The sequence below is a fragment of the Butyricicoccus pullicaecorum DSM 23266 genome, assembly GCF_900167005.1.
Classification (GTDB): domain Bacteria; phylum Bacillota; class Clostridia; order Oscillospirales; family Butyricicoccaceae; genus Butyricicoccus; species Butyricicoccus pullicaecorum.
The window spans coordinates 161,943-187,353 of sequence record NZ_FUXW01000002.1; the positions used below are offsets into that span (position 1 = coordinate 161,943).

Sequence of the window (25,411 nt, forward strand, 5' to 3'; positions counted from 1 at the left end):
GGGTCATACCTCCTCAACCTTGTATGTGATACGGTCGCGGATATGCGTACCGGTCTCATACAGCGTCGTGTGCTGCGTTTTCTTGGTGAAATCCGACTGCGGCTTTACCCGATTGTCGTCAATGAAGTTCTGCACCATCTGGGCCGCCTGAGCGCCAATGGCGTTGGCGGCGGCATCTGCGGAGGTCTGTCCAGACAGCACCTTTCCGATTGCGCCCGACACGATTTCACCCAGCTTGGCTTGGTCTGCATCAAAGCTCGCCCGGATAAAGGACCGTTCCGGCAGTTTCTCTGTGCCGTACTCGTGGGCGATGGCGATTTTTAGAACTTCGGAATCTACGCCGCCGACAAGACCCACGAGGATCTTCTTGCCGGCCATATCGTCGCAGGCTTTTTTCAGCCGCTCGAAATCGTTCAGGATAACATTGACATCCATAATCAATACCTCCGATACAGGTTTACGAGCTGCATCCACTCCGATTTCTGTGTCTTGTCAAAGTTCCACGTCACATCGGAGATGGAGAACGAGCTGAGGCCCTGCGACCCGTTTTGCAGGTTCGTGTACGCCTGCGACACCATATCCCACACAAGCCCCTCAAGGTCTGCGGGGAGGGTCTGCGGCTCGTCATCGGTGGCGTCTTTCGGCAGGACGTACCCAGCCGTGTAGCTCACCTCGATAACGCGCTTCGGCGCAACGATGTCGTACGCCAGACCTTTTCGATACCCGGCTTTCATCCATCCCTCGTCACGGTAGATAACTCCCACATCTCCGGTTTGAGAATAGTCATAGCGGTTCGGGTTTACCAATCGGCCCTCCTCCTTGACATACTCAACGCTGATGATGGGGTATTCTACCGTGACGAGTTCCTGCTGCCCATCCGCATCGTACCACTGACGGTACGAGCGTTTGCCCAAATGTCTGCCGGTCTGACGCTCAATCCACGAAGAAGCCTTATTTATCAGCAGTTCGACAATTAGGTTGACCTTTTCGTCCTCGATGTCGGATAAGCCGAGCATTAGCTTCATTCGTTCAAGGGTAGTCAATGCGTTCTCTGCAAGCATAAGGGCCTCCTAAATGGGGCAACGACGGCTATTCGCCGTCGTCGCTGTCTTCTTTCGGCTCGTCCTTTTCGACGGGCTTGGTGGTTCTGGTGCGCTTAGTCTCCTTTGCGGGGACCTCAGCCTTGTTGTCGGTAGGACCCGGCTGCTGTTTATACACGCGAGACATAATCAGCCCTCCTTACACGGGCTGGACGGCATTGTCGCCCAGCGCAATCGCACAGGTGGCTTCGCACTTGGGAGACGTGCCGCCGGTGCAGTTCACGGTGACGGTAATCTTGATGAACTTCTTACAGCCCGCAAGGTCAAGGTCGAGGTTGTGCAGCTCGTTGCCGGACTTGTCGACGGTGAGGGTGATAGCGCCCTCGCCATCGGCAGTGTGGTCAACGAACACATCTTTGTCCTCGACAGCGGTATAGCTGCCGCTCTGAGTGTCGCACTCAGTAACGGCAATCTTCACGGTGATTCCGGTAGGATCGCCTGTGGGTGCGCCGAGGGACACAGCGAGAACCCCCGAAAGGAATCTCTCGCGGTCGATGGCGTCCCCGCTCTTATAAGGAATCACTTTGGTGTTTTGGATGAGTTCTCTTTTCATGTTCAGTTACCTCCTCACTTTACACAGGGACGGAGACCTTAGTAGCCACGGCAAAGCTCTCGTCGTGGCGCAGGCCGGTGTCCACGTTGTTGATAGCACGGATGAGGGTCTGGTCGTTCTCGAAAGCGGAAACGAGGTTGCCCGCGTCATCCGTCCAAGAACCCTCGCGGCTGGTTTCGATTTCCAGTGCGCCCTGCTCGCCGATAACGAGGTCGTTCCAGTTGCCGAACACAATCTGGGTCTTGCCGCCGGTGGTTTCGAGCAGGTTGGTGGTCTTGTAGGGGTAGCCCACCAGAGTACCGTTCTCATTCATCTCCTTAGCGAAGATGAAACCGCCGACCTCATCGCGCAGGGACTTGAAGAACTGCTCCACGCTGGTGTTGAACACGAAGCCCAGACCATCAGCATAAACATTGTTCTTCAAAACGGACGCCACCAGATAGTTCGGGAACGCAGCAGTCAGGACGCCCTGATTGCTGGAATACTCGGTATCAATGCTGGTAACGTCGATGTTGAGCACACCCTTGTTCTTGGTGATGCCCAAAGGCTGGAACTCGCCGCCGGTGCCGAGCAGTGCGCCGTAGTCAACACCCAGAGCCATCTGCTTGGTAACGTCCTGACCGACGATGACATCATTGTCAAAGTTGGTGGAGCGGAGCAGGTCGTTGCTCATGGGGATGAGGGCGGTCAGCTTCTTGGCAGACAGCTTGAGGTTGCCGAACTTGGGTGCGCTGCGGGAAATAGCGCGGTTCTCACCGGCAAACAGAGCACGGGAGCCGGTCTTAATCTTGGGGATGTTCAGGTTGCCGTTCGCCATCCCCAGACGGCGGGCGCCGAGGCTGTAAATGACGGTGGACGGATAGAGCAGCTCGATGATCTCGTTGGCGTACACCTCGGGAACGAGGTAGCCGCCGTCAGCGGGAACAGTAGCGGACAGCGCCTTGAACTCGTGCGCCATATCCGCATCGCCGAACTTGCGCTCGGCGGTGAAAGCCGCTCTCTCGATGTCGCCGCCAGAGGCGTGGATGCACTTCACAGCGCGGCCAAACATACCGTATACAGTCTTGCGGCGCTCAGGCGCGGACATGGACGCGATACGGGTCTGGAAAGAGTTCTGCTTCACGCCGTCGGGACCGGAGCCGGTAGAAAGAAACAGGTTGGCATACTTGCGCTCGGGCTGCTTCTGAACACCGGGGCCGCCGGACTTCTTCTCGCCAGCGCCAGTGGCGCTCTTGACGCCCTGACCCTCAAGGGCCGCGATGATGGCGGCGATGAGTTCAGGGGAAACGCCCTCGCCCTCTCCCTTATCACCACCAACAGGGTCGGCAGTAGGAGCGGGAGCGGGATTGGCAGCGGGGTCATTGGTGGCGGTGGGGTCAGCCACGCCGCCCTCACCCTCAAGGATAGCGGTCACTTCCGCAAGGATCTCCTCGGTAGAAATGCCGTCAGACACGGCCTCGCCTTTCTCCTTGCAAGCCTTTCGCTTCTCGTCGAGGTTGGTAAACACTTTGGCAATCAGCTCAGCGAGCTGTTCCTGAGTAAGTTTCATTTCAAATTCCTCCTTGTGTTACGGGATAATCTCGAAGACAATCTCCGATTTCTTGGTTTGCTTGACGGGGTTGTTGGACTTCACGATGTTGTTCTGCACAGGCGGGTCATCAGGTGCGGTGGGTTCCAGAAACGGGCCGAGAATGTCAGCCAGCTCACGGACTACCGCGATGAAAGGCTTCAAAGCGTCCAGTCTTGCGCGGGTGATTTTGCCCGTTTTGACTTCGGTTCTAAGGCCCTCCACCAAAGACTTGACCTCATCAATTTTAGCTTGGTCGTTCATCGCCCAAGTGACGATGGAAACTTCCCAGAGCTTGATTTCTTTCAGCCGGCGCACACCCTGCTCGCTGTCGTAATCGAACTCAACAGCGTCATAGCCAATGGACAGCTCATTTAGAACGCCGTCTTTCATAAGCGTCTGAATATCGCGGCCTTTGGCGGTGTCGCTGATTTTGCCCCGGATGAAAAGACCCTTATCATCTTCACGCAATTCCAGCGGCTTGCCGATGGGCAGTTCGCAATCGGTGTGTTGCGACAAGATTTTGATGCGGTCAAAATCCTCCCTGATGGTCTTGGAGAATGCGCCTTTTTCGATGATGTCGCCGCCGCTGTCCTTGTTCCCAAACACAGCTGCGTACCCGGAGAACTCGCCGCTCTCGTCCGCGCTTTCCAGCTCGAACTTAAACGACTTATACTCGCGGGTTGCCGGCGCTTTTCCAGCAGTACGTTTTCCCTTGCTTGCCATACGGTTTTCCTCCTTTCCTCAGAGTTTAGGGCATCTTAAAAACCGCCGTATGTCAGATAACACCGGCAGTTGATAAGCTCCTCGGGGCGAGGGTCATTCGGGTCACGCGGATAGCGCAGCCCGTTTGAGAACTTGGCGTCAATCGCCACCGTCTCGCCGTCCAATATGACGTGGTTCGGTCCGTGAGAGCCATCACGAGGATTTTTCTGCGGCCTGTGATGCCACGTCTTTGTCTTAGCACCGGCGGCTTTCATTGTGTCAAATTGACCTGTCGCCAGTGCGGTCATGGTTTCCTGTCGGGCAATCAGCTTTGCCCGTGCTTTGGTTGCGCCCATCGTGTCCTGAATGGATTCACGCAGGCTGATTTGGCTGAGACCCTCAGAGACACCACGAACGATGATGTCCGCAATCTTGTCCCGTGTGGTGCGCTCGATACCAACAATGCGCTTGCCGCCATTGATTTTGGCAGACGATACGAACTCTGGGCGGTCAAGGCTTGTCAAGCCGTAGTTTTCCTCGCTGAGCGCAGCCCCGTCGTCGTAGGTCTTGCGCCACAGAGGATTGAACAGGCCCATCAGCTTTTCAGCTTCTTTGTTCCAGTCGAGCAGCCCTGCCGCTATTGCGTCGGCAAGCCGCTGCTGTTCAATCTCGGGCAGCTGCGCCCACAGGTCGGGGTCAAATGTGCCGTCTGGGAGCAGATATTCGGACAGCTCCGAGAACACGTCAGAGGCATCGGCCTTTACCGTGTTGCCGAGGGCTGCTGCTATCGCGGCCTGCTGGTCAGCAAAGTGTTTGGACACCGCTGCCTCAAACAGCCGCTCGTTTTTCTGTACTGCCACAGCTTCACGCCGCAGCATGGCTGCGACGTTCATGCGGCGGGATTTCTCGCCATACACAGGACCGTCAGACAGCGCTGCCAGATCCTCCTGCATCATGGACTGCGACAGCTCTGCGGGGTCGTCTGTTTCGTTCAGGAACAGGTCGTTGATGGAAACCTTGTAGACATCCCCGCCGTCAACGTCAGGCAGGTCGAGCAGCTCTCTTGCCTCGTTCTTGGTGATGAGGCCGGCGTTGTAGGCGTCAAGTGCTTTACCTTTGTCAAACTCCTTATCGTAGGGGATAACAGGGTCAAAGCGCCACACAAGCCCGCTCCCAAACATCGGGAGAAGCTGCGTGTTGATTGCCTCCTCACGCATCCGAATCCTCGATGTCAGGACGTTCTTGGCGTAAATGTACTGCGCTGCGTCAGCGGTGGAGCGGTTGCTGTTCTCGGTAATGCCCATGATTTCACGAGGAACACCGAAGTGTTCGAGAACTGCGTCTCGCATGGCAATACGGCTCTCAATGAAGCCGAGGTTCTTACCATCGGTGCTGCCAAGCTCCTTTACATCGACGTTGCCGGAGAGGGCTGCCGCACGGTGGCTGTTCTCTACGCCCCGGTGCTTCTGATTCCAGCGGGCCAGAAAAGCGTTCCGCTGCTCATCAGTAGCGTCAGGCATGAGGAATACCACGGGCGGTGTAGCGTCGTTATAGAAGAACCGCTTTTGGAACTTGGCGGCATATTCGTCGATTTCCACCTCGTCCGCGATGCTTTCCGCAATACCCAGACCGCGCAGGAAAGGGTCGAGCGGGTTCAGCTGCTTCATCACGAACATATCGTCAACCGGCACGGTCATTGTCAGCCCGCCCGACGAGACGATTTGGTACGTGGGGTTGCCGAGGTACGGCGTCAGCTTCACCCAATGCGGAGGCACGTTCCACAACTCTACCGGCCTGCCGCGTTCATCCCGCTCGATGAGGAAGAAACTCTCACCCACGAGCATGAGATAGATTTCATGCAGCCGCCAGATCGCCGAACTCGTCATCTCGTACAGCGGGTTCGGGTGGTTCATAAAGTCAAGGAACGGGTGGCTTGTCACCTCAACCTCTGTCCCGTCCTCCTCAACACGCATCAGCTTTCCGCTGATGTTTGCGAGGTCGCTTGCGATACGGTCAACGACCGCAAGGCGGGGACTGGTTGAAAACATATTCAGCCATTCGGCTGTGTTCATAGAGGGCGGTCTTGCCCAGCGCGAGACGAAACTGTCGCTGCCGCCCTGATAAGCGTCTCGCACCTGTTTTCGTCTGGTTATTTCGATATTGAATATTCTCATTTCACACCTCATCCAAAAGAGAAGCCGAACTCCGGTTTCCCGTTTTCTAACTCCAAATAGGCGTTCGCCGAGGCGTCCACCATATCTTTCAGCTTGCCGACGGGGAAGTTTTCAAGCTGCCTGAAATAGTCATCGTTCCAGTCAGCCATCTTCACGTCCACGTTACCGGCAAGCCATTGAGAGGAGAAAGGCTCGGCGCGGGTCACTTTGTCCCCGCTTTCCAGTGAGGTTGTCACGGTATAGCCGCCGAGCATCCGAACAAAGCTCTGTGCTTGGTCTTTGCCTGCCTGTCCGGGGTCCTGCGGCAGCCGAACTGTGACGTTGCCATAAAGCGCATTGTCGCTGGCAGCGGTATTCAGAATGAGCTGACGCACATCAGCGCCATTCTCACGGACGTTGATGACATCAGCAACGAATACACGCCCATTCTTCCGTTTGCCAAGCAAAACACCGGCGGTATAGGCGCTTTCGTCGCCCCGCCGGTTGGTGCGCATGGCCTGCGGCATACCCTCCAACTCGTCCATCTCGCCGGGGGCTGTGGCAGCCAAGTCCCATGCTCGCACCCACTTGACAACATCGGTCGGGGTGGAGCGGAACATCTGTCCGACTTTGGAGCGTTTGAAGTAGTGGCCCGCAGACCGCCTGATTTTCCAGTTACCATTGAGCAGCTGTTCTTGGTCGAACTCGGACATGGCTTTCAGTGCGCCGATGTAGCCGGGGTCGTGTTTCATCATGGCCGCGTTGTCCGTCAGCTTTGCGCTGATGAACGACACGGATTTTACTTCCTCCATTTCCTCTGGGCTGTATAGATGAAACTCCTCATACAGCTGTTGCGGTGTGTCAGCCCAATGGATGATGTTGTTCCTGCGGATGAAGTAGCGCAGCTTTCCGCATCTGCTTTCATCGGCGTACCCTGTTTCCGGGTCGATCCACCAGTCGATGAACCGAGCCACCCAGCTTTCGCCGTCGGGGTTGCAGGTCGCTCGAATGTAGGGGCGGACCCCACAAGTCGAACGGTTACGGGAGAACATATAAAAGAACTGGCTCTCCGTGAAATGGACAAGTTCGTCAAACATTAGGAGCGGTATCTGGGAACCTTGCCAGTTGTATTTCTCCTTTTCGTAGAACATGTGAGCGAATGTGACCTTTGCGCCAGACTGAAATCTCCACTGGACGTTCGGCGTGAGAACGCTGGACGCCCCCAGATGCGGGTATATTTCTTGGCTCGTGGCGTAAAGACCACCGGCGCTCATAATTTGCGGACGGGACTGCCGGAAAATGACTGCCTCGAACAGCTTGTTGTCGATGTGTCTCAGGCACTCAAGCAGGAGGGCGTAGGTCTTGCCGCCGCCAGCCGCGCCGCCGTAAATGCAAATATCAGCGGGGGAGCGCAGAAACATTTCCTGCTTGCCCTGCTGAGGCCGAATAATAATTGGTTTGTTACTGGTTTTTTCCGTCTTTTTTCTCACGTGCGTCACCTACCTCCGAATCTCTCTCAGGCAGGTAGATCTGAACTTGCGGCTGAACAGAAACCGGTGTGCCGGTTATCTTCGCCTCGACCGCTTTTCGGTCGTTGAAGAAATCACCGCCGTAGACTTTGAGCGCATAAATGATAGCGGTCGTGTCCCCACTGGACACCCGCTCCATTAACTTGTTTTGGCACATCGCCACAACAGACAGGCGCCCCGCTTTGATTGCCTTTTCCAAAGCGGGGTGCTCCTTTTGGAGTTTTTGCAGCGTCCGTCGCGTGATGTCAAATACGTCGGCAATCTCCTCCATAGACTTGCCCTGCATAGACAGAGACTGGATGATGGCGAGATTGTTTTCTACCTCACCGGCTTCTACCCACTGTTCAAACAAGTCCTTTCTCTGACGCTTGGCATCAGACATACCTCTCCGCTACCTTTTCGAGCAGCTCGCGCATCAGACCACCGTGCTTGTTGTGCTTAAAGCCGCCGGGGTACTCGATGTTCAGCTCTTTTTCCAGATACTCCTCGTAAACTTCCGTCGGCAACTGCTTGGGTAGCGAGCAGGCGCAGTAGATGTAGCCAGCGTTGCAGGCGAGTACCGCTACACTGTCGAAGTAGTTTTCGAGGAGGGCGACAAAGCTCTCACGGGTGTGGAACTTCTGCTTGAAAACGATGCCGTTTGTCACGCCGAGGGTGTAATTCTTGTCGTCCAGATACCAGAGACAGTCACCAGCCCCGGCAGACAGCTTCGTCTTGTCGTATGCCTTTTCAACGTAGGCAAGGTTGCGGGTGCAGGTAATCAGCGTACCCGTGGATTTCAAGACGGCGTTGCAGGTCGTAAGCACGGCCTTTTCAAACTCATCGTCCACTACGGAGTTGATAACCGCCTCCAACACGCAGTAGTCAAACAGCCCGTGGGCCTTGACCTGCTTCTCGGCGTTGAGGATGTTGGCGATGATGCCTTTCATATCCAGCTTGTTCGCGCCTTTCACCATCAGGGACGGCTCGTAGGCGTGGATATTGTAGCCCTTAGACTTGAGCATCTTCGGGTAAGCCATTCGGCCCGCGCCGATGTCGATAAGGCTGTCCGACTTCTGCAAGCGGGGGATGACATACTTCTCATACAGAACAGAGGCGTTGGATTGCCGGCCATCGGTACTCAGGCGCTTAGGCTGCGCCAAGAACTGGTGGTAGGTCTTAACGCCGAGGTTGTCGAAGTTGTACTTGCCGTACTCTATGCCCATGCACTCAAGGAACTCGGCAACGTCCTCGTTCGGGATAGCATAGCTCAGAACGCCGTAGCCCAGCTTCTTGGAGCAGTAGGCGTATTCAGCGTTAAGAATGACATTCCCATCCCCGTCGGTCACGACGCTGCCCCATTCTCCGTAGCGGGACATCAACTTCGTGATTTCGGAGCAGATGAGCACATTCTTCGGCTCGCTCTCAATGTGTACCTTGTCGGACGGGCAGTAGTGGTAGCCGCCCACCGTGAACTCCTCAAGGCGAACGGAAGTCTTGCTCGTCTCGATGGAGTTGTGCATGAGGTTGAACAGGATCTCGTCCTGCAAATTCGGGCTATTGATTCTGATGCACGGCAGATATTCCAGCCCAATCGCCGTCGCAGCTTTCTTTCGCTGATGGCCGGCGGTAATCACGTTATTGGTGGCGTTGACGATGAGCGGCTTCACCATACCGAAACGGCGAATGCTGTGCTGCAACGCCTCTAACGCCTCCGGGGTAATGGAGCGGGGGTTGTACTCAGACCCCGTGACCTCCCCGATAGGCACTTTCTCTACGAAATCAATCACGGTTCTCCACTCCTTTCAGAAGATAGTCGGCAAAGCTGCCGCTCAGGATTGCACCGGAATCAATGTACTCCTGATACTTGGCGTTCATGCGGTCAAGCTCCACCTGAGAGATGAAGAACGACACGTCGCCAAAGCGGAACTGGCAGAACGGCAGGACCGCCTTAGATTCTTTTTTCTTAGGCTCGCCGTCGTCAGCAGCGGGAGCCACGCTCTCCACAGCAGGAGCAGCGGGGCTGTCGGCAGTCGCAGGCGCGGGAGCAGGGGTGTCGGCATGGCTCACAGGTTCGTGGTACGAAACCTCCGGTGCGCCAATTTCATCATCACCGCCCTCAACTGCATCATTTTCCGCACTGATGATGGAGTTGCTGTCGATTGTGTGGACGGTAGGTTTCTTGGGCTTTGGCCTTTCGTTGACGCCCATAAAGTTGAACGCGGGGATTTTGATTTCGGCCTGCTCAGGCTCGATGTCAAATACCTCCGTAGTCAGCTCAAAGCGTTCCAGCAAGAGCTGGTTTTCGTCGAGCGTCAGGTCAACGAGGGAAAGTTCCTCCTTGAGCTTCTCGAAGTCCCAATCGCTGTATTCGCTGGTCTTGTTGTCCACCAGACGGAACAGGTTGATCTGCTCATCAGTCAGCTCGTCCGCTACGATACAGGGGACAGTCTGAATACCCATCTCGCGGCAGGCGCGCACACGAGTGTGGCCGGCGACGATGGTGTAATTCATGTCCACAACAACAGGGAACAGGAAACCGAACCGCTCGATACTGTACTTGACCTTTTCAACCGCGAGGTCGTTGTTGCGCGGGTTGTTTTCGTAATCTCTCAGTCGAGAGACGGAAATCTCTCTGATATTCATTCTGCCTCACCTCCTGTCAGGAACATGACAAAGCCCAGATAGGTTTTGTTCTTGCTGATGTAGTCGTCGTAAACCGCTTTCAGGCGGGCGTACTCGTCCTCGGTGATAGGCAGCTCATTGTTGCCGAAAATGAGGAACTTGTTGTCCTTGAAGAACTTGCGGTCACGGTTCGGGGTAAAGAACGTGGTCTTGAAGTCAAGGCCGATGCCGCTCAGCTCCTGATGCAGCTTGCCGACATCCCACGTAGAATACTCGTGGCTCTTATTGTCGATGATACGAGCCAGCTTTGCGTCCTCCTCGGACAGATTCTGAACGATGCAGGGTACTTCCTCCATCCCCAGCTGCTTGGCAGCTTTCAGGCGGGTATGCCCCGCGATGATGACGTTGTTCGGGTCAATCGTGATGGGGTTCAGGAACCCAAACTCACGGATACTCTCGGCGACTTTTGCCACGCCCGCGTCATTCCGTCGGGCGTTTCCCTCATACTCGATGAGGTCGTCAACCCTCTTGTAGACAATCTCCATGTTTCGTCCTCCTTGTAACTGAGCATAAAAAAAGGGAGCTGCACACACTCGTACAGCTCCCATGTTTTACTGTATTAGGTTTTAGAACAGGCCCCACTCGGCGAACGCCTCGAAGCCTCCCGCGTCCTTGATGAACTTGCGGGCGATTTCCACGATTTCGTGGTAGGGCTTTCCGTCAATCTCATCGTCTCCGATGGCGCAGCACAGCTCCACCGGCTTGCCGGTTTCCTGTGCCTTGAGAAAAGCGTAGATGTTGACGGACACATCAGCTTTGGACAGGTCCTTGCCATGCAGCCCACCACCGGTCACAGAATCAGCCATATCGGAGCCGAGCTTGCGGTTGGTGGCGCCTGTGTCCACGTCCGTACCGCCAGTCCAATCGCCGAGCGGGTTGATTTCGGCGGTGGGGTACAGCTGCTCGATGTCAGCCCTCGCAGCGTTGCTCTGGCAGATGATGAGCTTATCCCCGCTCAGAATGTATTTTCCGTCGCAGGGGTACTTCTGGTAAATGTCGCGGGCAATCGCGGAGAGCGTCTTCTGCTCGTCCGTGAGCGGCATTCCCTTGAAGATGCCGTTATCGCCACAGCGGAAACCGGCCTGCTGGTTATCAGCGAGGTGGGTGTCCTGCGGAACGATGCAGAGGTCGATTTGCACGAACCCCGCAATACGGTGGATGGCATTGTGGATCGCCCTCAGCACCTCTGGCCGGAGCATGGGGGCGGAAGTCTCAACGATGGCGTGGCACACACCATGCCCGATGAGAACCTCAACTGCAACTTTGGGGTCATCCTGAACCTGATAGGCCAAGTCCACGATAGCGCCGGCAATCCTGTCGGCGATTTTGTCCGGGTGGGACGGGTTTACTTTCTCAATCATGGTATCAATTCCTTTGCTTGATTTTTTCGTTGCCGTTCAGCGGAGGCCCAAGCAGGTCACAGTCCGCGTCAGGCGGGTCCTGAACGTAGCCGTAGTGGTTTGCGTAACAATAGGCGCAACCGTTGCGGCAGGTGCTGTATGCGCCAATATCGACGCTCTCAACGCACTGGCACAGCCCGCGCTGATTGCGGTCTTTCGGTTTGTCAACGCCGAACATCTTGCCGTCTACGCAGCTGGAATGGGGCAGCCCCAGTTCCTCCGCACAGGAGGAGAGGACAATCCCGTGCTGGGCGGCTATCTCGGATAGCTGCTGCGCCAGCTCTGTCTGCTGCTCTGTTGTGAGCGGCTGGATATTCAGCGGTCTGAGGTCTACCGTGCGGTACGAATCCACGAAACTCATAACGGCCTTTGAGGTGTAGCCCTCCAATTCCTCCGCGATTTTCGTGAACGCCCGAATGTGGTAGTCCCAAGTGTAGCGGTCATTCAGGAATACCGGGTCATATCGCCAGATGGCTTTATCAGCCCCGATTCTCTTGAACGCCGGTATCACGACCTCATGCTTGTCGGGGATGTTCTTCTCAACGTCCCGACCATAGGGTGTGATGGTGTACTGGAAATAATATTTGAATGCGTCCAGCTCGTGAATCCTGTTGAGCATAGGCGCGGCATTCTTAGTCCAAAAAACGAACCCGTCTACTTTGTCGGGCGTGAGTGAAACACGCCCGACTTGTAGAGGGTTGTATGGGTTTCTAAGGAGGACAAATCCTTTCCCAACACGGTTGTAAAACCACTCGGAAAACAGTGCCGGGATGTCAGTCCGCCTGCTTGCGCTAACGATCATAACGGCATCCCATCCTTTAGGTAGTTTGCGAATATCCAGTTGCGGCAGGACCGCTGCTCTTTGGTGTAGTTCCCCGGAGGGTTCGGCACGTAATCCCAGAAGTGGATGCGGCGGGCATTCGTGATGTGCAGCTTGATTCTGTCGTTCTCAACTCTGACTTCGGAATTGCTGTCAGGCACGAATGCCACATGGGTGTTCAGCTCCCACACAAAGCCGTCGCTCAAACCGCAAAGGTAGTATGCTTTGGCGTGTGGGTGCTGCTTGACGATGATGTCAACGACGGCGTTGGACTTGTGCAGCGTTCCGTAATAGACGCGGTTGTCCTTGTCGCCGATGAAACATTTTGCGCAGCACTGCGATATATCCACGTTGCGGATGTCTCGGAGCCAGAAGAAGTTGCACTTCTTCAAAATCTCCAAGTGCAAGTGCATGGGCGCGTGCTTAATTATAAAATCCGACGGTATCATTTTATCACTCTCCTATATGACGGGTCAATGACAGCTTTGTGACACGACGGCCACCTCCGCTATCTCGGGGTTTTGCGCCTGAAAAAACTCCCCAAGCGCGTAAAGTATCGTCTCACAAGCCCCCGGCAGAGCAGGGTGGAATGCAAAGCCACACCCGGACATCGCGCTCTTGACCGCGACAAACTCACGGTCAAAGCCGCTCACACGGGTTCTGGTGGCTTTCATTCTGCGCCCGTGGTCATCAAAGCTCTCAAACAGGGCGTGGGAGAGCGGGTTGCCCGCGCTCACTGATTCGCCCACCGTCAGCTTTGCGAGGGTGATTTCATAGCCGCCCGGAATCGAACCGGTCAGTGTGAACGATGAGACGTTCGTTACATAACTCGGCAGCGGATTCAGCCCGTCGTAGGGCTGCGGCTCAAAGTTTTTAATCATTTTGTTCTACCTCCTTATCTTTCAACTGCTCACGCAGATGTTCACGCAATTCCTGACGGACCATCGCGGCCTCAACGTCATTGTGCGTAGCGTTCTCAACAAGTACCTGCCAACTGCCGTCGCTCGTCTTGAATGTGTGAACTTTCCGCTTTGCGCGGAGAGCACTCACCAGATCCACCGTGTATTTCAGAACACAGCAGACCAAAATCAAAAAGCCAAGCCAAGCCAAATCCACGGGCTGGAAAAGATAAACTTCAAAAACTCCATTACTCATCTTCCTCCAATTTCAGCCGAGCTTCAAGCTCGGTGATGCTCTGCAAAAACGCCATGCGGCAGGACAGCTCGCTTTCCTCGACCGCCACGCGCAGACTTTTCAGAGCCTCCGCTACCGGCGTGTCAAAACTGTACTTCTGGAAGACCACGCCTCTCCGGTCCTCTGTGGTAAAAATCTCAAACGCATCACCCTCTCGAATGCCGAGGCTCCTGCGAACTTCGCGCGGGATGACAACCCTGCCGAGGTCGTCAATTCTGCGGATTATACCTGTTGCTTTCATCGCACTGTTCCTCCTGTCATAATTCGTATTCTTTGTGGTGGGCAGTCTTGCCCTTATATTTGACCGAGGGCTTGACCCAAACCACCTTGCCGGACTTGTACCGGCGCAGGTGGCCTCGGACGTTGACCTCGTGGTCGGGTTTGGTGTAGCCGCGCTTCGCCTGTTCGGGCTTTACCAGTGCCGTGCTGTCGAAGTCAGTCACGGTGTAAATGCGGCGAATGAGCGGCTGCCGCACCTGCGCTGTGCGCTTTTTCTTCTTGTGCTTGGCAGGGCGGCGCTCAATGCGCTGCTCAACTTTGACCTCCTCCCGGTAGTAAGCCATGAACAGCATGAGCGCATGGTACTTCCGGGCCTCTTTCCTGCACGTGTCATCCATCGAGAGGAGAACACTGAGCAGTTCCTGATCCACAACCGGCTGACTGCCCATCGGGGCGATACGGCGGTTCCTGATTTCCGTAGTGGCAGGGTCATAGTCAAACATCACAACCGGCGGGAGGTTCGGCTTCACGGTGATGTAGACCGCCATCTCCACCCAGCTGCCCTTGCTCTCGAACGTGAATTCGATTTGCTCCTCGCAAAGCTCCACCACACCCGATTCCATCGGAGCCAGAAACTTCTCGCGGTCGAGCCATTTGAAGTTGTCAAAATACCAATCCAGCACCCGCTCCATGCGAGCGTTGCTCGTGACGATAATGCGGTCAGCTGTGTTGCGGTTCATCGTCAGCCCTCCTTTCCCTCGAACTGCCTGTGGTAGAAATCTGATAGAATGCTTTTTGCTGCGAGAATTCCCTGCTTGTAGCCCTCCTCGTACTTGAAATTACCGCTCCGACCATACGGGTTGTTCTCGGCTTTCCGGGTGAGCAGGTCTTGCAGCATTTCGTATTGCCACTTAGTCATGCCATACCTCCTCAACGAAAGCGCCGTTCTTATCGACCCACACATTCCTGCCGCCGAGCTTCGCAATCCGGCAGTCCTTACTGCGCATCTCCTCAGCTTTTTCTGCGGCGGGGTCGTGCCACTGCAATCCGCGACTTTTGTAGAGCGGAATCCAATGCTCGCTGTAAAAATCGTACCCTGCGCCGTCGATGCCGAAGAAATAGCCCCACTCCTCGTGCTGGTAAATGCGGAACCCGCAGTCGGACATCACCCGAATACCATCCGCATACCCAAGCCAGTAGTCGTCGCAGGAATCGCCAAAGCTCCACATCGTTCCCCACATTGGGAGCGTGTCTTCGTCCACGACTTCCAAATTGTCAGGCTCCACGAGAATGGACGGGCCGCCGTCCAGATCCACCCGATACTTGTTGAGGTCTGCGGCATACGCCACGATTTCGCCGAGGTGTTCCAGCGTGTCGCAGCTGTCAGGCAGGTCAAAAACGTGAACTCTGCTGCCGGCGTGAGGGAGGGTGAGTTCCTCCCACTCGTCGGGAGCCGCCCGCATGAGCCGCTCAATCATGCTCTGCGGGATAGCGTTGAACTCGCTGACCCACTTGTGGGCGGCATCGCTAATCGTCATGCCTTTAATCATTCTTCTGCACCTCCTCGTAACAGGCCGGACAATATATCAAATCACTGCCCTGCATCATCTTCATGTACTCTTTTCGCCCATGCCGGTCTATGAAACACTTGGAGCAAAATGTGTCTCCGCATTTTTCGCAGCCCCACATCTCGCCGTGAACGAGATCGCTGGCGTCCCATTCCATCTCAAACCCGCATAGGTCGCAGGTGTAGGTATCCTTTATGCAGTTATACATATCACCCGAACCTCCTCATTCGCATTTTGGAAAGGGCCTCACCGAGTTCCGGCCAGCTACACCAGCAGTTGTAGCCGCCCGTCCAGTCTTTGTCATGCGCCATTGTGCGGTACAAAACGTGGTGATACCACTCGGACGAGCAGAACCGCACATCGCTGATGGCAACGTATACGAACTCGCCGGTTGTCTCGTCCCGCAGCACTGCCGAGAACTCATAATGTCCGGGGATGAATCTGTGCAGCGCAAACCCCGCCGCCTTTGCCTGTTTCCGCAGGTCCGCTCTTGCCTCCCGCTGGAAAGCGTCGTAGTCGCTCCCGGTTTCACAACCGAAAGAAAATGTGTGGTGCAGCCACTTACCCATTCTGTTCGCCATTTTGGTCCACCTCCGCACCCGAATTTAACTTGACCGACCGGAGTATCAGCAGCAAGTCGTCTCGGGTTATGTTTTTCTCCACCAGCAAGGCGGTGAATTTGTCCATATCTTCCGTAGTTCCAATAGGGATGAATCTCCTGAAAATTACGTCGCTCATTTTTAATCGTCAACCTCCAATCTCATGGACCACCGAGCGGCTTTCTCTCTGATAAACCGCTCAACTTCTTCACGGTCAAGCCCCAGCGCTGCCGCACAAAGAACAACGTCGGCGAACTCCTCGTTCAGCCTGTGCGACGCCTCGCTTGTGCTCACTGGCGTGGGGTTGCTCTTGTCTATCGTCCTGCGCAGTTTCAGCGCCGCTTGGGACAGCTCCGCTGCCTCCTCTGCCATGCCTGCCAACAACTCGCAGCAGCCAAGCAGGGTGTGAATTTCTGTGAGTTCATGCCCCCAATCTTCAAGAGCCTTTTCGATAGAGCTGCCAAACGCAAGCTGCTCAGGAATCACATCAACCCTGATGTCGCCCAGAAATGTGTCATCGCAGCAATCTCCGGGTTCGACGGGGTAGAAGTCTGTCAGCATGATCTTTCGTTTCAGGTCTCTCGACGGGATAAAGCAATTTTGAACCGACGGCACAGTGCCATACCCGGTATCGGCGGGCCAGCCGACAGAGAAGTCTCTGCCGCTCTGCCGAAGAACATAACAAAGCTCGTTCAGCGAGAGAGGATTGCTCTTTGCAATCAACGGGTACTGGCTGATTTCGTTGCTGAACCACGCTTTGAATTCCGTGATGTCTTTCATAAGTACCAACTCCTTTGCAAAATAGAAGAAACCCGCCATTTCTGGCGGGTTTCTGTATATAGGCAAATTCGGCTATCCATCAATTTCATGTGCAATTCCCCAATGCGTACGACAAGGATTATCCTCTTGCTCATCAAAAAGAATGACAGAACAGCGAGGATAATCTACCACGCAAGCCCCGTTGAACTGCTCGCAGGTAAAATTACTTAGTGGACGATTGGTTATCTGCGCAAAGTTCTGCACAGAATCAATCACAATCGGACGATTAAATTGGAGATCGGTAACATTCACATGTAAGGTGGAAATAGTCTGTGCCAACAATAGATCAGTTGCAACATTTTGCGCTTTGTCAAAATCAGGTCTCCGAGTGTCTGCTTCGAGTTTCATTAGTCCTCCTTGGGAATTCCAATAGCGTCAAGATAAATATCAATAGCATCATGGAAGTTTTCGATCAATCGAGTACGTTGTTGTCCGGGTATTTTTTCTAGATGTCTAGCGAGTAATTTTATATTGTTATCATTTTCAACTTCTACATCATGATTATTATTTTGGTGAAGTTGTGAAGCCTCGTCATTACATTTAAGGTCCATGTTTGCTGGTTTATAAGGGCTGTGATAGATTTCATCTATTTTAATATTCAAGTAAGAAGCGATTTTTTCAGCTAATTTATATCGAACAGGATATAAGCCGGATTCAAGGTTTATCAGATCTTCCTCGGTGAGAGCAAGATCACAACTCATTTTTTGTGCAGATATATTTAGATCTTCTCGGATTTGTTTAATAGTGCGACCATATAGTAACTTTGTGTCGCAAGACGATGAATTGTCATGTGGTGTTTCGAGGAAGTCTTGCATGTTTTTAAAAGAAGTTTTTCCCAGTAGATAATCTACGCTTACCTGAAAAAAATTAGCTACTTTTGCTAATTTGTCGCCAGATGGAATGGTATTATCCCATTTTCTGATAGTTCCATTACCAAAATCCATCTTCCGCTCGAGAGAGGCCAATGTTTCGCCTCGTTCGGAACACATGTTTTTAATCTTTTCAACAAGAGTCACGATAATCCCTCCTGCATTCCTGGAAGAAATTCGTCTACAGACTATTGACTTTTAAAAAGAAGCATGGTAATATTAGCCTATAGACGAAAGTTCTTAGAGGATATGCACAAATGTGTAGTGTGTATGATATGTAGTATGTAATATATAGAAGAATTATAGAGCAATCGTCTGGCATCGAAAGGATTGCTATACCCTTATAATAGCTTATAAGCTAATCAAAGTCAATAGCAAATTTTCTATTACTGGAGGTGAGTCAATGAAATTGGATAAAATCATAGCACTGTGTTCGGCAGAAGGATCAAATCTTTCCCGTTTGGAAAGAGAATGCGGGCTTTCGAATGCAGCGATCCGTCGCTGGGAGAACAGTTCGCCCAGTGCAGAGAACCTGCAAAAGGTCGCAGATCATTTTGGGGTGTCTGTGGATTACCTGCTTGGACGCGACGACTATGATATTTCGCAGGAAGCATTGGAGTGTGCTAAGCAGTACAGTGAACTCTCCAAGGAAAAACAGCAGCTGGTACAGATCTACATGAGCGTGATCTCAAAGCAATAAGGAGTGTGATGTCTATGAATCATCTGGTATTTCTTACCCCGAACACGCAGGAGCCGTTTACCACTTCAGATGTGATCGCTGCGTTTGCCGGAATCCAACACCATACGGTGACGCGCCTGATTCAGCAGCATGAGGCCGACTTCAAAGAGTTTGGAATACTTCGATTTGAAATCGAAGAAATCAAGGGACGAGGACAACCTGCAAAGCGCTACCAGCTGAACGAAGAGCAGGCAACTTTGCTGATGACCTATCTCAAAAACACAGCACAGGTCAGGGCGTTCAAGAAAGAGCTGGTTCGCCAGTTCTACGCTATGCGTTTTGAGCTGTATAAAGTGCAGGCGGCCAAGATGGAGCGCCGGCCGGTGCGGGTCAGTATGACCGATGCCATTAAGGCGCTGCCCGATAGTCCGCATAAGGCTATGAAGTACGGACAGTACACAGACCTCGCGTATAAGTTGGCACTCGGCCGGACAGCAAGACAGCTGCGCAAAGACCGTGGTGCAGATAAGCACGCTGTTGCAAGCGACTACATGACCGCTGAAGAAATCTCGCTAGTTTCCGATGTCGAAAACAAGATTGGCGTACTGATCGGCATCGGCATGGGCTATCAGGAAATCAAAGCTAAGCTGACGCGACGCATCATGTAGTAAAGCTTAGAAGGGAGGAATCCATATGCCTTGCGAGCCGCAAGCCTACCGTGCCAATTTGGAACGGATCAAAGCGACCTATCCGGACAAGGAGATGTTAAACATAGGAGAGGTCAAGCGGTTTCTGGGAATTGACCGCGAGGTAGTTAAGCGGCGATTCCCATTTCGAGAAAATTATATTTCAGTTGCCACACTGGCGTGGGAACTGAGCATTTAGAGGAGGATATTATGAGTCAAAAAAGTGCAAAAGCTCTTCGGCGCATTGACCGGAGTAACGTCAACCTGGGCCTGCGCCTGGCGCGGCTGGAGGCCGATGTCCATGAGCTGAGAGCAAGCTGCAACGCGCTGGAGCATCAGACTAGAATGGACCGCGCGAGCAGCCAGAGCATCGGCCGGGAGCTGTCAATCGTATCGCGTGAGCAGCGCAAGCGGATGGTTAGCCGCCGCCGTATGGGCCTGCTGGTCGGATCGGCTGCGGTCATCATCTGCCTGATCGGCCTGTCGTTGAAGATCTTCGGGGTGCTGTGATGATGAATTTATCTGCGGAAGACATCGCTTTTATTCAATCGTCCTACCGGGATGCTAAGTGTAAGTCTTCGCAGCGTAATAAGCTGCGTGAGCTGTATCCAGACATTGCACCAGCAAAGTTTGCTGAGCTGACTGGTACGTTGGTTTCAGATTGGGTGAAGGGTAAGAAGCTTGATACAGTAGACAAGCCCGCGCACGATCCGGTGCTGGACTGTTTGATCTTCCGCTCGTTCGACTTGATGGTTGAGCTTGCGCGAGACAAAGGGATTCCCATTGAAACCTGTTGGCGTGATGCGCTGAGCATGCTTGAGCGCCGGATAGCCAGCAAGCGTAAACAGATCGAGAACCATCCGGCGACTGAAGAATATGAGTTGATGATCGCGGCGATCCTGACCGCGGACGATCTGGACACAAAGAAAAAGTGCCCTGCGGGAGTGCCATCCCAACAGAGCACAGATAGTAAGTGATTCACCTGTATGATACCCCGAAGGAGGGGGATTGTCAATGGAACGTAAGATTTTAATCTCGGAATATTCCGACGGCACATTTCGCGCGATTGTCGATCAGGAAGAGAGTCAGGCAGAGATTCGGTACTGCGTAGAACCGAACAATGAGATCGCGTTGGCCATTTCCGACCTCAAGCTGTTTGCTGATTTCGTGGCGGATCTGGCGCGAGAGGAGGCAACCGAATGAACACCATCATTTTGAAGTCCCTTGATCTGGACCATTTCAAGGGCATTCGCTCGCTGCACATTGATTTTGACGGCGGTCTAACCTCGATCTATGGCGACAACGCCACGGGCAAGACTACAGTATACGATGCATTGACTTGGCTACTGTTCGGCAAGGACTCGAGCGGGAGCGCCAAGTTTTCCATCAAGCCGACCGGCATTCCCGGTGTTACGCCGACGGTCACCGCCATCCTTGAGATCAACGGCGAACCTATGAAGCTGCGCAAGACGCTGCGTGAGAAGTGGTCGAAGCCCCGCGGCTGCGCGATCGCTCAGTACGACGGCGATACGACCGAGTACACCATCGACGATGTGCCGCGCAAGGAAGGCGAGTACAAGCGCATGATCTCCGCTATCATCGACGAAGGCGTTTTCAAGATGCTGACCAATGTGCACGCTTTTGCGCGGGATTTGCCTTGGAAGGAACGTCGCAAGCAGCTGGCTGAGGTGTGTGGGTTGCCGGATGACAAAGCGATCCTTACCAGTGCGCCGCAGTTTGCCGAGCTGGCCGCGGCACTGGGTCGCCGGACGGTGGATGAGTACAAGTCCGTTCTGATGGCCGAGCGTAAGGGCGCAAACAAGACGCTGGACAGTCTGCCCATCCGCATTGACGAGTGCGAGCGCCGCGCCCGCGAGCTGGATGTGTTGGACTATGACAAGGCGCAGGTAGACAAGGCCGACCTGGAACTGCGTAAGGGCGCTATCTTGGCTGACCTGTCCCGGTTGGATGGCGGCACGCTGCTGACCGCTGCGGAGGCTGATGTCAAGCATTATGAGGCGGAGTTGAAAGCACTGGACGCAGAGAATGCCGCGCACCGGGCAAGTCAGAATGTGCCTGTACAGGATGAACGGCCGGCTATTCAACGTAAGTTGGGAGAACTCTCTTGGACGTTTAACAACCTGAACAAGATGATGGATGACTGCGAGGAGAACGTCCTCAAGGCCGAAGAACAACTGGAGGAATACCGGGCGGTATGGCGCAGCATTCAGGCAGAGACCTTTACCGGCGATGTTTGCCCGACTTGTGGTCAGAAACTCCCGGCTGTCGAGGCGGCACAGGCCAAGGCTAAGTTTGAACAGGACAAGGCTGGGCGGGAAGCGCGACTGGTAAAGGACAGCGATCTGGTTAAGCAGAATCAAGCCGCGCAGAAGGCGCAGTACGCGGAGCTGAAAGAAAAGGCCGCGCAGGTGCGCGACGAATATGAGCAGATCAAGGCACAGCTGGATGCCTATATTCCGCCGGAAGCACCGGTCATTGAGGATTTACCCGGTTACGCGGAACGCCGCGCAAAGGTAATGCAGTACATCGAAGAGGCCCGCGAAAAGATCGGTCGTATCCAGTCCGATCAGCAGGCCGAGCGTGACCGGCTGAACAGCCAGCTGTCCCAGCTGAATATAGAACTGACGCGCGTGTCTCAGGTGTTGGCAGCCAAGGCGCAGCTGGACGAGACCCGCGCTCGTGTGGATGAACTCAAGGCCGAGCAGCGCACACAGGCGGCAGCTCTTGAGGAAATCGACCGCAAACTTGCAATGTGTGAGGACTTCACCCGCTACCGTTGCCAATTTATCACCGATTCCGTGAATAGCCGGTTTAAGCTCGCCCGATTCCGACTGTTTGTCGAGCAGGTCAACGGCGGTGTGGCTGACTGCTGCGACGTGATGGTGGACGGCGTACCCTATGCCGATCTCAACAACGCTATGCAGATCAATGTCGGCCTGGACATCATCGGCACACTGTCCGAGCACTATGGCTTGCGTGTACCGCTGGTCGTGGATAACGCTGAATCGGTCACCAGATTACAGGAAATCAACACGCAGGTGATTCGCCTGGTCGTGTCTGAACAGGATAAGGAGCTGAGAGTCGTATGAAGTTAAAGGACAAGGTAAAGCCTGCTATCCCGCCGCTCGAAGCTGGCGTGTATATGGCGGTGTGCGTCGTGGTTGCCGATCTTGGCGATCAGTACAGTGAAAAGTTCAAGAAATCCAGTCGCAAGGTGGTTTTCTCGTTCGATATTCCCACGGAAACGGTTGAGGTCGACGGCGAGCAGAAGCCCCGCCAGCTGTCCAAACGCTGCACCTTTTCCGTGAGCAAGAAGGGCAACTTGAATAAGATGCTGAATGCTTGGATGAATGCCAACATGAGTGAGCAGGAGCTTGGAGAACTCGACCTGTTTTCCCTGATCGGTCGGGGTTGCCAGATCCGCGTGACGGTCTCCGAGGATGGCGCACACAACAACATCGAGGATGTGATGGCATTGCCCAAGGGGATGCCTGCGCCGCAGTCCGATACCGCTCCCATTACTTATGACATTGACGAAGATGGATTTACCGGTGAGAAATGGGACGCGCTGCCGGCATGGATGCGTGAGGCCATTGAAAAGAGCGACCAGTATCAGCAGGACCCGCCGGACAAGCCGTTGGATATGCCCGCTGAATCCGCCGCACAGGAAGGGGCGTGCCCGATTTGACCTTTCGCAGTCTGGCCAGCAGCTCCAAGGGCAACGCCTATCTGGTGAGTGACGGCGAAACCGTCTTGCTCTTGGAATGCGGCCTGCCGTATAAGAAGCTGGCCGAAAAGTCTGGGTTTACCCTCATGGACACCGCCGCTTGCTTTGTGACCCACGAGCACAAGGATCATAGTCATGCAGCGGAACAGCTTGTAAAGCGCGGTATTCCGGTATTCATGTCTGAGGGCACCGCACGGGCGCTGGAACTGTGGGATGCTGAGATTATCGAACCCAATGTTCCGATCATGGTCGGGGCGTTTCGAGTGATGGCTTTCCGTGTGGCGCATGATGCAGCCGATCCGGTCGGTTATCTGATTGATGACACACGCACCGGCGAGCGCCTGATGTTCGCAGCAGATACTCGCAGCCTGTCGTATATCGTCCCGCACCTGACCTATATTGCCGTCGAGTGCAATTACGAAGAAAGCCTTCTGGCTGCATCCCAGCGCATCCCGGAGAGCCTGAAGAATCGCATCCGGCACAGCCATTTTGAGGTCGAGGACGTGATCCGGTGGCTAAAAAAGCAGGACTTGTCTCACGTCCTGACCATCTACTTACTGCACCTGTCTGCTGGGAATAGCCGTGCTGCGGCATGGCAGACACGTTTCGTCCGGGAGTTTCCGGGCGTTGACATTCAGATTTGCAAGGAGTAAAAGACCATGAACGAAAAGCATTACGACAACCTGTGTGAGATCGCACAGAATACTAGCGAGCCCGGCGCACAGCTGTTTGCGGAGCTTGCCGCCATGCATTACGCGTCCTCTGGCAAGAGCAGTCGAGCAGATCACGTCCAGAGGATTGCGCAGATGTATAACACACTGGACATTCTCTGCATTGTGCTCAATTGTGAAGACGAGGTGCAGGACATTGCAGAACAGCTTGCGGTTGCAAAACTTGCCTCTAAGGCGTGACACGATTGGGGCGGCTTCGGTCGCCCCGGCCTTTTAGGAGGTGAGAAATTGGCCGAACGCAGAATGTTTTCCAAAAAGATCGTGGGCTCTGCCCGATTCCTTCGACTTCCGGCGACAGCCCGGCTGCTGTACTACGATCTTGGCATGCAGGCAGATGACGACGGGGTGGTCGAGGCATTCACCGTGCTGCAAATGACGCACGCAGATGAATCTGACCTTAACGCGCTGGTGGAGAAGGGATTTGTTCGGATACTTAATGATGATCTTGTTTCCTTGATTATCGATTGGAAAACTAACAATTTAATCAGGAAAGACCGTTATATAGCGAGTTTTTATCGTTATCTGTTGCCTGATTTTGATGGTATACCGGATGACAACCAACGGTTAACCGACGGTAAACCAATGGTTAACCTAGGTAAGGATAGTATAGGTAAAGATAGGTTAGATCAGTATAGTATAGGTAAGGCGAGAGGTAAGGAGCCGGAACCATTCGACCCGAACGAATTCGATTCGATCAGAGAAGAATTTATAGGACGATTTTCGAGGGAACCAGACCGGGCGTTCTTACCGAGCATCAAGGCTCATATGGTAGCAGGCAAGAGTGAGCAGGATGTGATAGAGGTCATCCGGCAAGCTGCTCAGCGCCATCCACATAACCCGGAAGCCTACATACTGGCCGCGCTCAAACAGTATGAGAGTAAGCCTCAGGAGCTACCAGCCGCCGCCCGCCCGCTGGAACCGTGGGAACAGGATTGGATTGCTGAGGTCCAGCGCAGGCGGGAGCAGATGGGAGGATACGCGACGTGAAGAAGCAGATCTTCCGAACCGCCGACCAAAAGGAGTTTGTCGACCTGTTTGAGGGCCTCTGTATGCGCAGACATGCATGGCAGGCGTGGGGGGATTTCGTGGAGGCGTGCGCGATCGCGGTGTCGAACTCCTGTGATAAGGCCAGCCTAGACCGAAATAAACGGGAAGATCGCTACCGGCAGATCATGGCCGGATACGAGCCAAAGGAGCAGGAAATCTTCCCGAAGCTCTTCGGCGCACTGACTGAGGCGCTGGAACAAAACCCGGATCAAGATTTTCTGGGTGATATGTTTATGCGTCTGGAACTAGGCAGCCATTGGCACGGGCAGTTTTTCACACCGTACAACCTCTGCCGAGCCATCGCTGAGATCCAGATGGGAGATGTCGAGGAGCAAATCCAGAAACGCGGATGGGTGAGCATCAACGACTGCGCCTGCGGTGCCGGTGCGCTGCTGATCGCTGCCCGCAATGTCATGATGCGCGCGGGACAGGATTGGTCATCGGGGGCCCTGTTTGTTGCGCAGGACATCGACAGGACGGCGGCGCTCATGTGCTATCTGCAGCTGTCTCTGCTTGGATGCGCCGGGTATGTTGTGATTGCGGACAGTCTGCGATACCCGATCACCGGAAGCCTGCTGCGGCCGACACCGGCACCAGAGCAGGACATCTGGTACACACCCACCCTGTACTTGTCGCCGGTGTGGGGGTATCGAATGCTGTGGGAGAGGATCGAGTCTGTGCAGCAGTGCGAGACATCGGATCCAGAGCCAGAGGCCATGACCGACGTCGGGACGCAGCTGACTTTATTCTGAGGAGGATGG

The 25,411-nt window shown here is 54.3% G+C and carries 36 protein-coding genes and 1 pseudogene; 11 read left to right on the plus strand and 26 right to left on the minus strand.

What is annotated here, in order from left to right:
* Window positions 1-3: 3 nt before the first annotated feature.
* From B5D52_RS04905 to B5D52_RS05020, 26 genes and pseudogenes are all read right to left on the minus strand, one after another.
* Entirely contained in the window at window positions 4-435 is a 432-nt protein-coding gene (locus B5D52_RS04905) for a hypothetical protein (protein WP_016146485.1), read from the minus strand.
* A gap of 2 nt (window positions 436-437) precedes the next feature.
* On the minus strand, window positions 438-1,061 hold the full coding sequence (locus B5D52_RS04910; protein WP_016146486.1) for a hypothetical protein: 624 nt from the start codon (window positions 1,059-1,061) through the stop codon (window positions 438-440).
* Window positions 1,062-1,089: 28 nt separating this feature from the next.
* Window positions 1,090-1,227, minus strand: coding sequence for a hypothetical protein (locus B5D52_RS16075; protein WP_016146487.1), 138 nt, complete (start codon window positions 1,225-1,227; stop codon window positions 1,090-1,092).
* Window positions 1,228-1,239: 12 nt separating this feature from the next.
* A complete protein-coding gene (locus B5D52_RS04915) occupies window positions 1,240-1,653 on the minus strand; it encodes a hypothetical protein (RefSeq protein WP_016146488.1) in 414 nt (137 codons plus the stop codon).
* Between the two features lie 19 nt (window positions 1,654-1,672).
* Complete coding sequence (locus B5D52_RS04920; RefSeq protein ID WP_016146489.1) at window positions 1,673-3,202, minus strand: phage major capsid protein; 1,530 nt, start codon at window positions 3,200-3,202, stop codon at window positions 1,673-1,675.
* Between the two features lie 18 nt (window positions 3,203-3,220).
* Window positions 3,221-3,946, minus strand: coding sequence for an HK97 family phage prohead protease (locus B5D52_RS04925; protein ID WP_016146490.1), 726 nt, complete (start codon window positions 3,944-3,946; stop codon window positions 3,221-3,223).
* 35 nt (window positions 3,947-3,981) lie between these two features.
* A complete protein-coding gene (locus tag B5D52_RS04930; RefSeq protein WP_016146491.1) occupies window positions 3,982-6,099 on the minus strand; it encodes a phage portal protein in 2,118 nt (705 codons plus the stop codon).
* Window positions 6,100-6,107: 8 nt separating this feature from the next.
* Window positions 6,108-7,568, minus strand: coding sequence for a phage terminase large subunit (terL, locus tag B5D52_RS04935; RefSeq protein ID WP_016146492.1), 1,461 nt, complete (start codon window positions 7,566-7,568; stop codon window positions 6,108-6,110).
* Window positions 7,540-7,989 carry a hypothetical protein gene (locus B5D52_RS04940; protein ID WP_016146493.1) on the minus strand — a complete coding sequence of 150 codons (450 nt, stop codon included), beginning with the start codon at window positions 7,987-7,989 and terminating at the stop codon, window positions 7,540-7,542. The genes terL and B5D52_RS04940 overlap by 29 nt, the downstream gene beginning before the upstream one ends.
* Complete coding sequence (locus B5D52_RS04945) at window positions 7,982-9,376, minus strand: ParB N-terminal domain-containing protein (protein ID WP_016146494.1); 1,395 nt, start codon at window positions 9,374-9,376, stop codon at window positions 7,982-7,984. Before B5D52_RS04945 ends, B5D52_RS04940 begins: the two co-directional genes overlap by 8 nt.
* Entirely contained in the window at window positions 9,369-10,232 is an 864-nt protein-coding gene (locus tag B5D52_RS04950; RefSeq protein WP_016146495.1) for a ParB N-terminal domain-containing protein, read from the minus strand. The genes B5D52_RS04945 and B5D52_RS04950 overlap by 8 nt, the downstream gene beginning before the upstream one ends.
* On the minus strand, window positions 10,229-10,756 hold the full coding sequence (locus B5D52_RS04955; protein ID WP_016146496.1) for a ParB N-terminal domain-containing protein: 528 nt from the start codon (window positions 10,754-10,756) through the stop codon (window positions 10,229-10,231). Before B5D52_RS04955 ends, B5D52_RS04950 begins: the two co-directional genes overlap by 4 nt.
* Before the next feature lie 81 nt (window positions 10,757-10,837).
* Complete coding sequence (locus B5D52_RS04960) at window positions 10,838-11,632, minus strand: S-adenosylmethionine synthetase N-terminal domain-containing protein (RefSeq protein ID WP_016146497.1); 795 nt, start codon at window positions 11,630-11,632, stop codon at window positions 10,838-10,840.
* 4 nt (window positions 11,633-11,636) lie between these two features.
* Entirely contained in the window at window positions 11,637-12,473 is an 837-nt protein-coding gene (locus B5D52_RS04965) for a DUF1848 domain-containing protein (RefSeq protein WP_016146498.1), read from the minus strand.
* On the minus strand, window positions 12,470-12,940 hold the full coding sequence (locus B5D52_RS04970; protein WP_016146499.1) for a hypothetical protein: 471 nt from the start codon (window positions 12,938-12,940) through the stop codon (window positions 12,470-12,472). Before B5D52_RS04970 ends, B5D52_RS04965 begins: the two co-directional genes overlap by 4 nt.
* Window positions 12,941-12,964: 24 nt before the next feature.
* Window positions 12,965-13,372, minus strand: a complete 408-nt coding sequence (locus B5D52_RS04975) for a hypothetical protein (protein WP_016146500.1) — start codon at window positions 13,370-13,372, stop codon at window positions 12,965-12,967.
* Window positions 13,365-13,646, minus strand: coding sequence for a hypothetical protein (locus tag B5D52_RS04980; RefSeq protein ID WP_016146501.1), 282 nt, complete (start codon window positions 13,644-13,646; stop codon window positions 13,365-13,367). Before B5D52_RS04980 ends, B5D52_RS04975 begins: the two co-directional genes overlap by 8 nt.
* Window positions 13,647-13,743: 97 nt before the next feature.
* Window positions 13,744-13,926, minus strand: a pseudogene (locus B5D52_RS16495) (AbrB/MazE/SpoVT family DNA-binding domain-containing protein); the annotation flags it as partial.
* Between the two features lie 16 nt (window positions 13,927-13,942).
* Window positions 13,943-14,644, minus strand: a complete 702-nt coding sequence (locus B5D52_RS04990; protein ID WP_016146503.1) for a hypothetical protein — start codon at window positions 14,642-14,644, stop codon at window positions 13,943-13,945.
* 2 nt (window positions 14,645-14,646) lie between these two features.
* On the minus strand, window positions 14,647-14,823 hold the full coding sequence (locus B5D52_RS16080; protein ID WP_016146504.1) for a hypothetical protein: 177 nt from the start codon (window positions 14,821-14,823) through the stop codon (window positions 14,647-14,649).
* Complete coding sequence (locus B5D52_RS04995) at window positions 14,816-15,454, minus strand: hypothetical protein (RefSeq protein WP_016146505.1); 639 nt, start codon at window positions 15,452-15,454, stop codon at window positions 14,816-14,818. Before B5D52_RS04995 ends, B5D52_RS16080 begins: the two co-directional genes overlap by 8 nt.
* Window positions 15,447-15,680: a hypothetical protein gene (locus B5D52_RS05000; RefSeq protein WP_016146506.1), complete on the minus strand. Its 234-nt coding sequence runs from the start codon at window positions 15,678-15,680 to the stop codon at window positions 15,447-15,449. The genes B5D52_RS04995 and B5D52_RS05000 overlap by 8 nt, the downstream gene beginning before the upstream one ends.
* A 1-nt stretch (window position 15,681) precedes the next feature.
* Window positions 15,682-16,053 carry a hypothetical protein gene (locus tag B5D52_RS05005; RefSeq protein ID WP_016146507.1) on the minus strand — a complete coding sequence of 124 codons (372 nt, stop codon included), beginning with the start codon at window positions 16,051-16,053 and terminating at the stop codon, window positions 15,682-15,684.
* 159 nt (window positions 16,054-16,212) lie between these two features.
* Window positions 16,213-16,851, minus strand: coding sequence for a hypothetical protein (locus B5D52_RS05010; RefSeq protein ID WP_016146509.1), 639 nt, complete (start codon window positions 16,849-16,851; stop codon window positions 16,213-16,215).
* A gap of 72 nt (window positions 16,852-16,923) precedes the next feature.
* Window positions 16,924-17,238, minus strand: coding sequence for a hypothetical protein (locus B5D52_RS05015; RefSeq protein ID WP_016146510.1), 315 nt, complete (start codon window positions 17,236-17,238; stop codon window positions 16,924-16,926).
* Complete coding sequence (locus B5D52_RS05020) at window positions 17,238-17,906, minus strand: helix-turn-helix domain-containing protein (protein WP_016146511.1); 669 nt, start codon at window positions 17,904-17,906, stop codon at window positions 17,238-17,240. Before B5D52_RS05020 ends, B5D52_RS05015 begins: the two co-directional genes overlap by 1 nt.
* A gap of 256 nt (window positions 17,907-18,162) precedes the next feature.
* Here B5D52_RS05020 and B5D52_RS05025 point away from each other — a divergent pair, with 256 nt between their 5' ends.
* The 11 genes from B5D52_RS05025 to B5D52_RS05080 all read left to right on the plus strand — a co-directional run bounded on the left by B5D52_RS05025 (window position 18,163) and on the right by B5D52_RS05080 (window position 25,402).
* Window positions 18,163-18,459, plus strand: coding sequence for a helix-turn-helix domain-containing protein (locus tag B5D52_RS05025; protein WP_016146512.1), 297 nt, complete (start codon window positions 18,163-18,165; stop codon window positions 18,457-18,459).
* A gap of 14 nt (window positions 18,460-18,473) precedes the next feature.
* Window positions 18,474-19,106 carry a Rha family transcriptional regulator gene (locus tag B5D52_RS05030; protein WP_016146513.1) on the plus strand — a complete coding sequence of 211 codons (633 nt, stop codon included), beginning with the start codon at window positions 18,474-18,476 and terminating at the stop codon, window positions 19,104-19,106.
* 228 nt (window positions 19,107-19,334) lie between these two features.
* Window positions 19,335-19,634 (plus strand): hypothetical protein, encoded by a 300-nt coding sequence (locus tag B5D52_RS05040; RefSeq protein ID WP_016146515.1) that lies wholly within the window; start codon window positions 19,335-19,337, stop codon window positions 19,632-19,634.
* Window positions 19,634-20,101: a hypothetical protein gene (locus tag B5D52_RS05045; protein WP_016146516.1), complete on the plus strand. Its 468-nt coding sequence runs from the start codon at window positions 19,634-19,636 to the stop codon at window positions 20,099-20,101. The genes B5D52_RS05040 and B5D52_RS05045 overlap by 1 nt, the downstream gene beginning before the upstream one ends.
* A gap of 37 nt (window positions 20,102-20,138) precedes the next feature.
* Window positions 20,139-20,327 carry a hypothetical protein gene (locus tag B5D52_RS05050; RefSeq protein ID WP_016146517.1) on the plus strand — a complete coding sequence of 63 codons (189 nt, stop codon included), beginning with the start codon at window positions 20,139-20,141 and terminating at the stop codon, window positions 20,325-20,327.
* A complete protein-coding gene (locus B5D52_RS05055) occupies window positions 20,324-22,234 on the plus strand; it encodes an AAA family ATPase (protein WP_016146518.1) in 1,911 nt (636 codons plus the stop codon). Before B5D52_RS05050 ends, B5D52_RS05055 begins: the two co-directional genes overlap by 4 nt.
* Window positions 22,231-22,833 carry a phage replication initiation protein, NGO0469 family gene (locus B5D52_RS05060; RefSeq protein ID WP_016146519.1) on the plus strand — a complete coding sequence of 201 codons (603 nt, stop codon included), beginning with the start codon at window positions 22,231-22,233 and terminating at the stop codon, window positions 22,831-22,833. Before B5D52_RS05055 ends, B5D52_RS05060 begins: the two co-directional genes overlap by 4 nt.
* Window positions 22,821-23,525, plus strand: coding sequence for an MBL fold metallo-hydrolase (locus tag B5D52_RS05065; RefSeq protein ID WP_016146520.1), 705 nt, complete (start codon window positions 22,821-22,823; stop codon window positions 23,523-23,525). Before B5D52_RS05060 ends, B5D52_RS05065 begins: the two co-directional genes overlap by 13 nt.
* Before the next feature lie 6 nt (window positions 23,526-23,531).
* Window positions 23,532-23,783, plus strand: coding sequence for a hypothetical protein (locus B5D52_RS05070; RefSeq protein ID WP_016146521.1), 252 nt, complete (start codon window positions 23,532-23,534; stop codon window positions 23,781-23,783).
* A gap of 48 nt (window positions 23,784-23,831) precedes the next feature.
* The gene (locus B5D52_RS05075; protein WP_016146522.1) at window positions 23,832-24,590 is read left to right on the plus strand and encodes a hypothetical protein; all 759 of its coding nucleotides are present in this window, start codon (window positions 23,832-23,834) and stop codon (window positions 24,588-24,590) included.
* The gene (locus B5D52_RS05080; RefSeq protein WP_016146523.1) at window positions 24,587-25,402 is read left to right on the plus strand and encodes an N-6 DNA methylase; all 816 of its coding nucleotides are present in this window, start codon (window positions 24,587-24,589) and stop codon (window positions 25,400-25,402) included. The genes B5D52_RS05075 and B5D52_RS05080 overlap by 4 nt, the downstream gene beginning before the upstream one ends.
* Window positions 25,403-25,411 lie beyond the last annotated feature (9 nt).